The 12,697-nt window shown below is 41.0% G+C and carries 11 protein-coding genes; 3 read left to right on the top strand and 8 right to left on the bottom strand.

The annotated features are described in order from the left end of the window. Positions 1-41: 41 nt before the first annotated feature. Positions 42-572 (bottom strand): YaeQ family protein, encoded by a 531-nt coding sequence (locus HUK62_RS06095; RefSeq protein WP_087010480.1) that lies wholly within the window; start codon positions 570-572, stop codon positions 42-44. A gap of 68 nt (positions 573-640) precedes the next feature. Continuing rightward, positions 641-1,645, bottom strand: coding sequence for a GTP-binding protein (locus tag HUK62_RS06090; protein ID WP_218015312.1), 1,005 nt, complete (start codon positions 1,643-1,645; stop codon positions 641-643). Positions 1,646-2,120: 475 nt separating this feature from the next. Here HUK62_RS06090 and HUK62_RS06085 point away from each other — a divergent pair, with 475 nt between their 5' ends. Further along, complete coding sequence (locus tag HUK62_RS06085; RefSeq protein WP_004694446.1) at positions 2,121-2,324, top strand: hypothetical protein; 204 nt, start codon at positions 2,121-2,123, stop codon at positions 2,322-2,324. Positions 2,325-2,569: 245 nt separating this feature from the next. On the opposite strand, the gene HUK62_RS06080 is transcribed toward HUK62_RS06085, so the two are convergent. Both HUK62_RS06080 and HUK62_RS06075 read right to left on the bottom strand, forming a co-directional pair. Next, positions 2,570-3,091 (bottom strand): acyl-CoA thioesterase, encoded by a 522-nt coding sequence (locus HUK62_RS06080; protein ID WP_004694449.1) that lies wholly within the window; start codon positions 3,089-3,091, stop codon positions 2,570-2,572. Between the two features lie 303 nt (positions 3,092-3,394). Continuing rightward, positions 3,395-4,393: a patatin-like phospholipase family protein gene (locus HUK62_RS06075; RefSeq protein ID WP_176537367.1), complete on the bottom strand. Its 999-nt coding sequence runs from the start codon at positions 4,391-4,393 to the stop codon at positions 3,395-3,397. Positions 4,394-4,531: 138 nt separating this feature from the next. Here HUK62_RS06075 and chrA point away from each other — a divergent pair, with 138 nt between their 5' ends. Beyond that, positions 4,532-5,719, top strand: a complete 1,188-nt coding sequence (chrA, locus tag HUK62_RS06070; RefSeq protein WP_125280409.1) for a chromate efflux transporter — start codon at positions 4,532-4,534, stop codon at positions 5,717-5,719. A gap of 53 nt (positions 5,720-5,772) precedes the next feature. Here the strand turns inward: chrA and HUK62_RS06065 are convergent, their stop codons facing one another. From HUK62_RS06065 to HUK62_RS06055, 3 genes are all read right to left on the bottom strand, one after another. Next, positions 5,773-7,248: an alanine/glycine:cation symporter family protein gene (locus tag HUK62_RS06065; protein ID WP_078388425.1), complete on the bottom strand. Its 1,476-nt coding sequence runs from the start codon at positions 7,246-7,248 to the stop codon at positions 5,773-5,775. A gap of 74 nt (positions 7,249-7,322) precedes the next feature. Further along, positions 7,323-8,564: a sodium/glutamate symporter gene (gene gltS, locus HUK62_RS06060; RefSeq protein ID WP_176537366.1), complete on the bottom strand. Its 1,242-nt coding sequence runs from the start codon at positions 8,562-8,564 to the stop codon at positions 7,323-7,325. A gap of 512 nt (positions 8,565-9,076) precedes the next feature. Beyond that, on the bottom strand, positions 9,077-10,351 hold the full coding sequence (locus HUK62_RS06055; protein ID WP_176537365.1) for a DcaP family trimeric outer membrane transporter: 1,275 nt from the start codon (positions 10,349-10,351) through the stop codon (positions 9,077-9,079). 895 nt (positions 10,352-11,246) lie between these two features. Between HUK62_RS06055 and HUK62_RS06050 the strand changes: the two genes are divergently transcribed. Then, positions 11,247-11,393, top strand: a complete 147-nt coding sequence (locus HUK62_RS06050) for a hypothetical protein (protein WP_176537364.1) — start codon at positions 11,247-11,249, stop codon at positions 11,391-11,393. A gap of 75 nt (positions 11,394-11,468) precedes the next feature. Here HUK62_RS06050 and HUK62_RS06045 read toward each other — a convergent pair whose 3' ends face one another. Next, positions 11,469-12,668 (bottom strand): multidrug effflux MFS transporter, encoded by a 1,200-nt coding sequence (locus HUK62_RS06045; protein ID WP_176537363.1) that lies wholly within the window; start codon positions 12,666-12,668, stop codon positions 11,469-11,471. Positions 12,669-12,697: the final 29 nt, after the last annotated feature.

The following is a 12,697-nucleotide window of genomic DNA, read 5'->3' as shown; positions in this document are numbered from 1 at the left end:
TCCCAACCTATTTAATCAATAAATCTAGTTAAACTGCATGCTTATTGCAATTGCGTCCACTCAATAATGGCTTGAGCATTGTCACCAATTAAGGTCCACTCACCATCCATTACATTCAACTGAAGTTGCATGGTCCGCTCACACAGGGCTTGAACCGCTTCAGTACTTGCAGTCGACAACTGCCAAATTTCAACATTGTTCAATGTCTTCAACTTACTGTTGCGCTTATACCATTCATCGACCGCTGTGCCATAAGTGACAATCGCCACTTGCTTACAACGTGCACTGGCTTTTTTCACTTTATCTTCGTCTGGGCTACCCACTTCAATCCATTTCACCAACTGACCCGTGAGGTCTTTTTCCCACAGCGCAGGCTCATTGGTTTCAAATAAGTCTTTGGTAAACTCTAAAGCTTCATCCGCAAAACGTGCAAACGCTAACAAACGCACCATCAAACGCTCAATGGTTTCTGAAGGATGCAATGCCAAAGTCAGTTGATAGTCCCCATATTGGTGGACATCCATATTGGCAATATTCAAATCTGCCTTATAAATTGTAGCTTTAAGCGCCATACATACCATCCTCAAATTTGCCGACTAGCATATAAGATTTCGGCTTTTTTTGCTTAAAACAATTTAAGTCATTGCTCAATGCGACATGCAAAAAGTGCGCTTTCAAAACCCATCCAATCTCTTTCTTTTTGAACAATCAATTCAACTCGGTTATCAATCCCTTCTTCAACATCTTGATAGTTAAACTGTTCAGGATTGAAATTAAATGCCTTCCACCCCTGATTGGTATGGAAAATTCCTTTAATCCGTCGCCAATCTTGCTGTTCGCAAAGCAAATCGAGTAAATCGTAAAAGTCAAAAACCCAACGCTTCGGCATTTTCCAACCTGCAACACTATAACCTTGTGCCGTTTCTACATAGTGATACGGCAACTGTTTAATCTCGGGAAAATCTTGTTGAGTCGCTTTCAACTGTTGCTGAACGTTCAGTAAAGGCTGTTTGAATCGTTTTGTTCCGATGTACTCAAAATCGATTTGCGTAAGCTCAATCTTGCCCTGCTCTGCCATCAGCCACTGCTGAGCATAAGGCTTATATTCGGTTTGCAGTTTTTCAAGAGCATCTTGATCTGCTTTTTGCATATGAGCTTGATGCGAAACCACCACAATCTGCGCCGCTTTTAATTGATCCTGATAAAGATTTTGTGCTGTCCAAGCATGATCATGTAAACGCGAACCATCCAGCACCGTGATCGGCGCACGCATCTGTAGGGTCGAGTGCCAATGTGGCTCGGTCAGTTGCTCCAGTAACTGTGCGGGATGTCCCAAGCCTGTGGGTTCAATAAACAACCGATCAGGCTTTTGTTCTGAGAGCAAACGAGACAGTGCAATTTGCATCGGTAGTTGGCTGCTACAACATAAACAACCACCGAGTAATTCTTTCACCGCATAGCCTTCCGTTTGTGGCATGAGCTGTTGATCTACGCCAATTTGCCCAAACTCATTCATCAGTACCGCCCAAACTTCATGTTCAGGTTTCTGACCTAACAAATGCTTGAGCAAAGTGGTTTTACCTGCACCAAGAAAGCCCGAAATAATATGCGTAGGAAGCGCCTGCGGCATCGACATCAGTTTCAAAATTTTATACCTAGCATGGAATATGATAAAATCAGCACAATAAAATAAGCCATCATCTTAATTTAAATCACCAATTTTCTCATCTCAAATCCATGGCATCGAACACTCAGCATTCAGTTGGCTGACATTTCATTCATTTATACCCCTATTGGACAAACTTCCTTACATTTTACTCAGTACTGAAATTAGGGTTTCGCACTTAATTCGCATGCTTTGTACAGTTTATGTGAGTTTTCAAACATCCATATTGATCATTAATTCTTCATTTCCTCTCAATCTATTCACAAAAAACTTCTACTTGTTACTTAAAGCTTACTATTTTTTCATCATCTGTAGTTTTAGGTAATGTGCACTTTTCACATTGTTGCTTCGATTGAACCGCAGATATTCAGGCGATAGCATGAAGCTCAGTTCAAATTGATGTGATGATCAGTCTGAACTATTTTTATCTATAAAATATAAGGATGCCAAAACCATGAAACTTTCTCACTTAATTATTGCAACATCTTTAACAGCTGCGAGCTTTGCAACTTTTGCTGCACCTCAACAAGCGCCAGCTCAAGAAGACAAAGTTGTAGTATCAACCCAAGAAACAGCTGAAACTACAGACTTAAGTGCAAATGCACCTGCTTCGGAAGCATCAGCAGAACAACCGAATCAAGAAAAAGCTGCTAAATAATTGAAATGTTGAGAGATCCTGTGGCTTACTCTGCTGCTGGATCGCAACAACTTTTTAGCGTCACTTGAAACCAAGATATATCCTATCTTGGTTTCTTTTTATTTATGCGCATAGACTTTAGAAGTTTGAGATCAACAGGTGCAAAAAGCCAAATTTGCGTAGTTTTCCCATATGAGCTTCTATTCAAAACATCAACGTCAGACATAAAAAAAGATCCCCTATACAGGAGATCGTTTTTTTAAAACTTAACTATGTGATGCTTTTTTATAAATACTGCACGAAGGATGATGGTTCTCTTGTAAACGCGCGACCTTACGTTGTTCTGCTGCTTCAAAACGACAGCGCTTCCAGTCATTGTCCAAATTCAACGCAGGAATTTGTTTTGGCTTACCATTTTCATCTACCGCGACCATGGTGAAGTAACAACTATTGGTATGGCGTACTGTACGCTTTTGAATATTTTGTGCTTCAACACGAATACCAATTTCCATCGAAGTACGACCGACATGGTTCACGCTTGCCAAGAAAGTTACTAACTCGCCGACATGAATCGGCTCTTTAAAGTTAACTTTATCAACCGATAAGGTCACCACATAACTTCCTGAAAAACGACTTGCACACGCATATGCCACTTGGTCTAACAGTTTCAAAATGGTGCCACCATGCACATTTCCTGAAAAATTCGCCATATCAGGTGTCATTAAGACCGACATAGTGAGTTCAGACTGGTCATCCGCAGCCGCAGCAATTTGATCTAATGGGGACATCGCGTTCTCTAATTGGTAAGATAATAGGATATGTGACATTTATTATATCGGTTTTGAACGCTAAATTTGGTAACAAAACCATCATTATTATTTATAGTGATTTAAGTATCATTCAAAAAAATATATATAAAGAAGACTAAGCTTTTGAATCTATAGGCCTTCTTTAAATTTTAATTTATTCAAAAACATTGTCGCTGTGATATTTTCGCAGCATATAAATGGCTTTGAGCATGATTAATTGTAATTCGAGTTATAGAGATGTATAAAAGCCCATTCAGGCTTTTATGTCGAAATCACGCGTGATCAATGCGTTCTTACTTGAATACTTTGAATATTCAATTTTTGCTTATAATTTTTCTGCGCAAAAACTTTTTGAATCTGTCCTAACTGCGCAACGGTTGCATCGACCCCAGCTTGCATAGTCAACTCACGTCCACTCACATCAAAAATATGTACTTTCTCGCGCAAGTCTGGCTGAATCACAATATCAGCATTTTTCAGCTCAATTTGTGCAAGGTTCTTTTGCATGATATTGATATTTTGGTTGAACAGTCCCCAGACATTTGAGGTTTCGGTATACATCGGCTGCGCCAGAATATCGACCGCGATAATAATATCTGCCCCTAACTTACGTGCGACATCAACAGGTACTGGGCTGACTAAACCACCATCTACATATTCATCAGTACCAATCTTGGTTGGAATGAACATACTCGGGATCGATACCGATGCCCGAACCGCTTGCCCAGTATTGCCATAGTTAAAGACAACTTTTTTACCTTCTTTTAATTGCGTCGCCACTACATACATCGGGATAGGTAAGCTTTGAAGTGGCATATCGCTCACTTGTTCATTGACATAGTCTTCAACTTTTTGACCATCAAAGAAACCTTTCATGTCCAAACGAATATCGCGCACATCACTGGCTTTCATATTCAGCGCAATATCACGAATTTGATTGGCATTTTTACCACTTGCATACAGTGATCCGACGATACTGCCGGCACTGGTTCCCACGATAAAGTCGGGACGAATCCCCGACTGCTCTAAGACTTGAATTGCGCCAATATGTGCATAACCACGTGCACCACCACTCCCCAACACCAAGGCAATAATTGGACGGTTCTGTTCTTTTTTGAGCTGTTTAAAATTGATCTGGTTGAGTCGCTCTTGGGCTTCACCTGACTCAGTTTCGGCTGAAAAAGCCTGATTTGGCGTTTCTTGAGCCACTTTGGGCATGCTTTGACAGCCTGCTAAAGCGAGCAATGTAAACGACATAAGGCTAAGTTTAATGTTTAACATGATTCACCGAGGTTGAGATAGCGCGAAGTTTTCCAGCAGCATAGTGTATGAAAATCAGCAGTCCAAGTACTGTTGTTTTTCGTAAAAGCGTCATATTTCTCTATTATAATCTGTTTCAATTTTTCAGCATAATTCAACATGCACACTCAGCAGCTCATTCGCATCTTTCTGCATTTTTTAAAATTGGGCTGCTTGTCTTTTGGTGGCCCTGCTGCTCATTTGGTGTTTTTTCACCGACATTTTGTACAACAACTTCGGTGGTTGAGTGATGCTGAATATGCCCAGTTGGTTGCTCTCGCACAATTGCTCCCAGGACCGACCAGCAGCCAAGTGGGTATTGCCATTGGTTATCAACTCCAAGGCTACCGCGGTGCGTGCGCGGCTTGGCTCGGTTTTACTTTGCCGTCTATGCTCCTCATGGCATGTTTCGCGGTACTGGGTCAGCAGTATTTCAATCAACTCAGTGCGATGACACTACATAGCATTCAGTTGATCGTTTTTGCTGTGGTGGTCTGGGCCTTTTGGCAAATGTTGACAAGTTTCTGCAAAACTATCTGGCAATATGTGCTGATGCTACTTAGCACCTTGTTTCTTTACTTTGTGCCATGGTCATTCAGCCAAGTTATCGTCATCTTTGTTGCTGCTCTCGTCGGTATTTATTTCGCATCAGATTCGACATCAAAGCTCCAAGACAGCAGCTTAAAATCAAAAGTCCAAGCAAAGCAGACTTATCTTTGGCTAATTGCCTTTGTTTTGCCTTTTGTAGTTTTTATGGTGTTGCATTCATCTTCTTCACTCTTCTCACAGAGCCTGTTCAGTTTTTACCAAGCAGCATCTTTGGTTTTTGGTGGTGGGCATATTATTTTGCCACTTTTACATCAGGACTTCGTCTCCAGCCATATTTTATCTGCCGAACAATTTGACTTGGGTTATGCGCTGGCTCAACTCATGCCCGGCCCCTTATTTAGTTTCGCAAGTTACTTAGGTGCTTTACTGCCTTTAACTCCGTTTGTTTGGCTGAATGTGGTTCTAGCCACTTTAGCAATCTTTCTGCCCTCATTCTTTTTAATATTTGCCACCTTGCCCTATTGGTCTTGGCTTATGCAGCAAGCTGCGATACGAAAAGCCGTGATTGGGATTAATGCAGCAGTGGTCAGTTTACTGCTGTGTTTAGTGATACAAATGGGACAAAGTTATTTCAAGCATTGGACTGACTTAGGTTTTGTGATCGCGGTGATTTTACTGCTTCGAACCAAACTCCCGATTTGGCTAAGCCTGATTTTAAGTTTTGCACTCTATCAGCTGTTCTTTTACTTTAGCGGTTAAATAGCCATAAAAAAGCCCCTATCAATATAGAGGCTTTTTTATGTACTAAGTGATTACCAAATGTCTGATTTCACTTTGTCTTTAAATTTAGGATGGTTATCCAATTTAAACACAGGCTCTTTCACACCTTGTTTCAGCTGTGCCAAATAGTCTTTTAACAGCATCAATAAGAATGGTGTTAATAACAAAATGGCAAACAAGTTAATGGTGGCCATGATACCCATGAACAAATCCGCAGTGTTCCAAATGAGAGGCACACTCATCACTGAACCGAGATACACCATAATCAAAACAAAGATACGGAAGACAAACATCACCTTGGCATTGTTATTGATAAATTGCACATTACCTTCTGCATAGGCATAGTTACCAATGACCGATGAAAAGGCAAACATGAATAAAATCGTTGCAAGGAAGTCATCACCCCAAGAACCAATTTGGCTCTCTAAAGCCATTTGGGTGAGCGCTACGCCTTCAAAGCCCGCATCATGATAAAGTCCTGAGGCCAAAATAATAATCGCTGTACATGAACACACCACAAAGGTATCCACAAATACACCGAGCATTTGTACCAAACCTTGGTTTACAGGGTGCTTCACATCCGATGCAGCTGCCGCATTCGGTGCTGAACCCATACCTGCTTCATTAGAGAATAAACCACGTTTAATCCCCATCATCATTGCCATAGAAACCATCGCACCGAAGAAACCACCAGCAGCAGCTTCAAACTCAAAAGCTTTAGAGAAAATGAGCTGGAAGATATCAGGTAAAATAGCGTAATTAATTACGGCGATATATAAAGCAACAGCCAGATACAACAAGGCCATCAATGGCACAAAACTTTCTGCCACTTTGGCAATACGTTTGATCCCACCAAAGATAATCATTGCGGTCAGCAAGACTAGACCTAGTCCAACCCAAGACACCACAATATGAATGCCACCGAGTTCAAATGCTAGATTGGCTTTATCCCATCCCCATGCATGTGCTGTTGCACCTGTAATTGCATTGGCTTGTACTGCGTTAAACACAAAACCATAGGTTGAAATAAGCGCAACAGCAAAGACTACACCCAACCATTTTTGTTTCAGGCCTTGGGTAATATAGTAGGCAGGTCCACCACGGAACTGTTTATTTTCTTGGTCGCGCACCTTAAATAACTGCGCGAGAGATGACTCAACAAAAGCCGAACTCATGCCTAAAAATGCAGTGACCCACATCCAAAATACTGCACCCGGCCCACCAATCGCAATTGCGATCGCAACACCCGCGACATTACCTACACCTACACGACTTGCAAGCCCAGTGACAAAAGCCTGAAAAGGTGTAATGCCATGATCATCATCACATTCCTTACGGCTTGATTTCATGACCTTGATGCTATGCAAAAATAAGCGAACCTGTACTGCACCCGTAATTAGGGTGTAAAACAAACCGACCGCAACAAGGAAAATCACCAAAAAGTCCCACAGAGGTCCATTCAGCGTATTCACCCACCCGAGTAATGTTTCATTTAATTGATCATTCATCTCGATGCCCTAATTATTGTGAGAGACCTGAAAGCAAAAAAGCCCTAGTTTCCTAGAGCAAATTGCATTTTCAATTAGTTAAAATATTGCAAAATAGACTGAATGACAGCCACGTTAATCAAGTCTACAAAGAATGCGCCGCATAAAGGCACAATCAAGAATGCCTTGTGCGAAGGACCATACATGTTGGTAATCGCCTGCATGTTTGCAACCGCAGTCGGTGTTGCACCCATACCAAATCCACAGTGACCCGCAGATAACACCGCAGCATCGTAGTTTTTACCCATCACACGGAATGTTACAAATGCAGCATACAAGCCCATCGTAATCATTTGTGCACCTAAAATCACCACAAGCGGACCAGCAAGGTCAGCCAATTGCCATAATTTCAATGAAAGCAAAGCCATCGCAAGGTACAACGACAGTGATGCATTACCAAATACATCAATCGCACGGTCAAAGATTTGAACTTTGAAAATACCTTCCAACACATTACGTAAAATCACACCACCTGCAAGCGCCCAAACAAAAGTCGGTAACTCAAGCATTGTGCCTTTCATATGGCCGGTCATAAAGTCAGCAAAAGCCAAACAGCCTGCAAACAAACCTAATGTCGTAATCGCATTATCCGCAGTGATTAAACGCACACGATGTGGATATTCAAACGGTACATATTCTGTTGAATTAATATCAGTCAGTGGCGTGTTATCACTCTTTTCAATTTGTTCATTGGTGCGAGGCGTTGCCAATTGATAGCGGTTAATAAGTAACTTCGCTAAAGGACCACCAATCAAACCACCAATAATCAAACCAAATGTCGCACTCGCCATACCCAAAGCTAATGCACCTTGGATACCATGTTTAACTTCTAAAATTTCACCCCAAGCACCCGCAGTACCATGACCACCAGTTAAGGTAATTGAACCTGCAATCAAACCAATAAGTGGGTCAATACCCAATAAAGTTGCAAGGCTAATGCCGACAAAGTTTTGCACCACAATAAATGATGCGACAGCCATCAAGAAAATAACCAGACCGATCCCGCCCTCACGCAATTTGGCAAAGTTTGCACTTAAACCAATTGAGGCGAAGAAAATCAGCATAAAGCTTGTTTGCAATTCGCTACTGGTCGTAATGCTATAGCCCCAAAGACTATGCACAACCAAGGAGATAATCGCTGCAACTAAACCACCTGCGACAGGCTCAGGAATGTTGTAGCGTTTCAAGAAACCAATTTTATTTACCAAGAAGCGGCCAAGTAACAAAACAATGACAGCAGCAATCAAGGTATAAAAAGCGTTAAAAGTAAATTCCATGACAATTGTCCATAAAGCGGATGCTTAGATTTTGTTATCTGGCTAATAAGCCACCGAATCCATTGATACTTCAAGAGATATTTCGTAAATCTGAGACAAACTCAGTCTTGCGTATGGAAATTCAGGCAATGGGTAAATTGGTAACAAACTAAGCGATCTGATGCATAACATGTTCAGTTCTACACGATGAGTAAACTGAAATAACGTAATGCCCAATAATGTTTGGACACAGATACGGTTTTTGAAAAAAATCACAAAACCGCCCCATATTGCTTTAAAAACAAGCAATAAATGCACAATATGGGCGAAAGACGGACATTATGCAGATTTTTTATAGATAATCTTTATTTTTTACAATAATTTCAAACTATTTCACTTATTCTTTTTCTACCCTAATACTTAAGTCTATATTTAGGTTGTATTTAGTACAGTTAAAAATGACTTGATGAAGAATGAAAAAAACAGGAGCCTAAAGCTCCTGTTTTTTAAACTACATCTATATCATCACATGATTAGAAGCTGTATTTCGCCATTAAGCCAACACGGTTGTCTTTGTAGCTATTACCAGCAAAGGTATCACGTTTACCATTGATATATTCAACACCTAAGTCCAATGGCTTAACTGGTGAATAGATGAAGTTAATCCATGCTTGATAAACTTCTTCGTTTGCTGTTGGGTTTGAAGTTGCATAATCTGTGCTGTCATCTGCAAATAGAGCACCATACGCTAAAGTCGAACGTAATTTTTCGTTGAATTTATACGTACCACCGACTTGTACACCAAACGCTTCATTTTGTGCGATCTTGCCATTTGAAGTATTAACCACATATGCAGAGTTGCTGCCATACAAGTAGTTACTGTTACCATCCACATAAGACACATCAGCACTTATTTTTAGTGGGTCCATTACTTGATAGTTTACACCAGCAGCTAAGCCCCAAGCTGTATCAGAGTCATCAGCCGATTTATAATTTTCAACTAAAGCACGAGCAGATACAGAGCCTTTGCCATCAGCAAAACCTTGCGTCAACTTCGCAGTTAAGTTGGGTACGCTATATTTAATTGCAGCATCTGAACTACCACTATTGCTATTTCCTTCTTCCGCAGCAATAAATAATTTCGTTGCAGGTGATAAATTAAAGCCATAACGTACTTGTGGAATACGTGCTGCTGTACCGCCACCCACGTTGGTGGCGAAGTCAATCATTTCTGGTGCATGGTTAGACAGGAAGTTGGATGTGGTTTGACCAAATAACCAGTTGTTATAGGTTAAATATGCATGACGGATACGCAGTGCTTCATTTGTTCCAGCGAAGTCGACTTCTACTTTACCGCCCAATTTGTTATCACCAGCCACATTGGTATTGAAATCTAAACCTAAACGTGTAGTTTTCGCTGTTGCACGAAGTTTGTCTTTTACATCTTCTTTAGAGCTTGCAACTTTGTTGAAGTCGTCGTCCGCACCTTCAATAATGTAGTTTGCATCGCCACGAACAAAACCATACAGGTTAATGTCTGCGCCAGACTTAGATTTGAACGAAGACAGTGGAGATTCAGCTTTTACAGGAGCTGGCTGTGTTTTCACCTGTTGAATCTGAACTGCTTGTTGTTGTTGAACTTGTTGCTGTTGTTGCATTAAAGCTTTTAACTCAGCAACTTCGGCACGTAGCTGAGCGAGTTCTTGTTGTTCTTTGGTTGCAGCATGAGTTGTTGTCATCATCAGAGCAGCCACACTAAGTGCTAGGCTTTGAGCGATAAATGGCTTTTTATTGAGGGCTAAACGCATACACAAACTTCCTTTATTACATTGTTAATAGTGAATCAAAAATTCCATTTCAGTAAAGTTTTTTGCACAAAAGACCACTCCGTTTTGGTCTTTTCATATGCAAAGTAATCTTATAAAGATGAAAAATCGCACATTTCGATGTTTTAAGATATGACCTTTTATTACTCTTGCCACTAAAGTCTAATGCCATCAATTTTGAACTATAATTGATGTTATTCGCGATTGGCTTTGAAGCATCAAATTACAATTTAGACAGACTTTTGCAATAATTAAGTAACAATTATTCATATTTTCTTAAATATAGACTGAGTTTTATTTGATATCTATACTTTTTTCTTATAACTAAAGTCTTAGTCTAATCGATAACCACCTATGCTCAGTGATGGGTCAAAATCACACCTTTGCACCAAAAAACCCCAACTATTCAGACGATTATTGCGCATGGTTCATTGAACGCCCTCAGGCACCAATACACACCCACAGAAAAAGTACATGTGATCGCAGGGAAAAAGCCCAACGAAATACTTGAGCGGGTCTGTCATACTCAATTTAGATCGTCTTCACATCCTCAAAAAACATCGAACAACAAAAAAGTTTTGTATTTTATCCGAAAAAATTGATTTCGGCTTTTATTGAGCACCGCAGTGAAAATGGTTGGGGCTTGTATGGCTGACTTAATATTCAAAAAGGTGAAAAAGCGAAAATCGCACAGCAGCAATCATGTAATGACTAATTTTTTGATGCACCTGCCGAACTATTCTTCACAGTCAATCCAGCCATGGGCATCAGCACGAAAATGGATATTGCCATGATGATACAAAAGACCATGATTACAGCCAAAGCACGAGACATATACGCTTGCCCATAAGCCGCATGGAATCATCTTCATGCTCTCGTGCTGAATATACTTGGTGCTGCACAATTTGAAGAATTGGTCTGCGGCATGACGATGGGTTATGCGGATCCTGAGCAGATCGTCAATCGCTTTATAACACCACGCGTGCCAGTTGAAGATTTTGCAGTATTCTTAAACAATGAGTGAGATTTAAAGCATTCATTTAAATATAAAAAAGAGACTAAAATGAGTCTCTTTTTTATATAGTCACGACTTCAATTTTTAGGCTTTTTCGTGCTCAAGCTTAAACACATAATACAAAGCCAAAGCCACAAAAATAGCCATGACAATGGCCATATTCAAAAGTGCCGACCAGAGTAGAAAATTAAGAATCACGCCACAAAGTAGACCACAACCAAATTGCATGCTGCCCATAATCGCACTAGCCGTTCCTGCCCGTGCACCCTGCTCAGACATTGCAATCGCCATGGCATTTGGCCCTGTAAAACCGATTGCTGCGACAGCGAGAAACATCCCTGCGCATACGATATATAAGGGCGCATGCGTCATGCTGCCCGCTACCAACAGCAGCCCCACACCAGCCAACTGCAAAAAACTGCCTAATTTTAAGCGCTGAAATACACTTAACTTTTGTGCCAGACGTTTATTTAAAGTCGAGAACAGCATAATCCCAACTGCATTGGCACCAAAGGCATAGGCAAAAACTTGCTGACTTAAGCCGTAACCATCCATCAGAATGGCAGCAGAAGCACTGATATAGCAAAAGAGTACAGCCCCAGCAAAGCATCCAACAAACATCGGGCGTCTAAAACTCGAATCTTGCAGAATCGCCCCGTAAAGGTTTAAAACTTGGTTAAAGTTAAGCTTTAAACGACGTTTCGGATCTAAAGTTTCTTCAAAGAAAAAGTGTACGCAGCACAGGCTTCCCAAGCCAACGACCATCAAAAAGCCGAAAATACTATGCCAACTACTGAAACTCAGTACCAGTGCTCCCAAGCTTGGTGCAATAATCGGTGCGATGGTGGTCACGATCATCATACTGGCAAATGCTTGGGCTGAGGCTTGCATATCTAAACGGTCACGAATCGCAGCACGGGCAATCACCACGCCCACACAACCACCTAAGGCTTGCAAAACCCGAGCGGCAATGAGACTCCACTCACTGTTTGCAAACACACACAATAAACTGGCAAGAATGTAGAGACTTAGGCCAAAATACAGCGGTTTTTTCCGCCCAATTCGGTCACTTACAGGTCCATAAATCAGTTGTCCAATCGCCAAGCCCAAGAAGTACGCAGGTAAGCTGTTGGCCACCATTTGTGTGCTTACCCCAAAGTCATTCGCCATTTGTGGCAAAGCAGGTAAATACATATCAATAGACAGTGGACCGAGTGCAGTCAGTGAAGCAAGTAAGAGAATCCAAGCGTTGGAATAGACCGCTTTTTCCTGTGTAGTCGACATAGGATTAATTTATGTTTTGGAAGGAGAGT

Origin of the sequence: Acinetobacter sp. NEB 394, from assembly GCF_013374795.1 — a bacterium.
In the GTDB taxonomy this organism is placed as follows: Bacteria; Pseudomonadota; Gammaproteobacteria; order Pseudomonadales; family Moraxellaceae; genus Acinetobacter; species Acinetobacter johnsonii.
This window is presented reverse-complemented; position numbering and strand designations above follow the sequence as displayed.

What these genes read in the sequence shown, in the direction of transcription:
- HUK62_RS06095 (WP_087010480.1), bottom strand. Translation starts at nt 572, where the DNA reads ATGGCGCTTAAAGCTACAATTTATAAGGCAGATTTGAATATTGCCAAT.
- HUK62_RS06085 (WP_004694446.1), top strand. Translation starts at nt 2,121, where the DNA reads ATGAAACTTTCTCACTTAATTATTGCAACATCTTTAACAGCTGCGAGC.
- HUK62_RS06080 (WP_004694449.1), bottom strand. Translation starts at nt 3,091, where the DNA reads ATGTCCCCATTAGATCAAATTGCTGCGGCTGCGGATGACCAGTCTGAA.
- HUK62_RS06075 (WP_176537367.1), bottom strand. Translation starts at nt 4,393, where the DNA reads ATGTTAAACATTAAACTTAGCCTTATGTCGTTTACATTGCTCGCTTTA.
- chrA (WP_125280409.1), top strand. Translation starts at nt 4,532, where the DNA reads ATGCACACTCAGCAGCTCATTCGCATCTTTCTGCATTTTTTAAAATTG.
- HUK62_RS06065 (WP_078388425.1), bottom strand. Translation starts at nt 7,248, where the DNA reads ATGAATGATCAATTAAATGAAACATTACTCGGGTGGGTGAATACGCTG.
- gltS (WP_176537366.1), bottom strand. Translation starts at nt 8,564, where the DNA reads ATGGAATTTACTTTTAACGCTTTTTATACCTTGATTGCTGCTGTCATT.
- HUK62_RS06055 (WP_176537365.1), bottom strand. Translation starts at nt 10,351, where the DNA reads ATGCGTTTAGCCCTCAATAAAAAGCCATTTATCGCTCAAAGCCTAGCA.
- HUK62_RS06045 (WP_176537363.1), bottom strand. Translation starts at nt 12,668, where the DNA reads ATGTCGACTACACAGGAAAAAGCGGTCTATTCCAACGCTTGGATTCTC.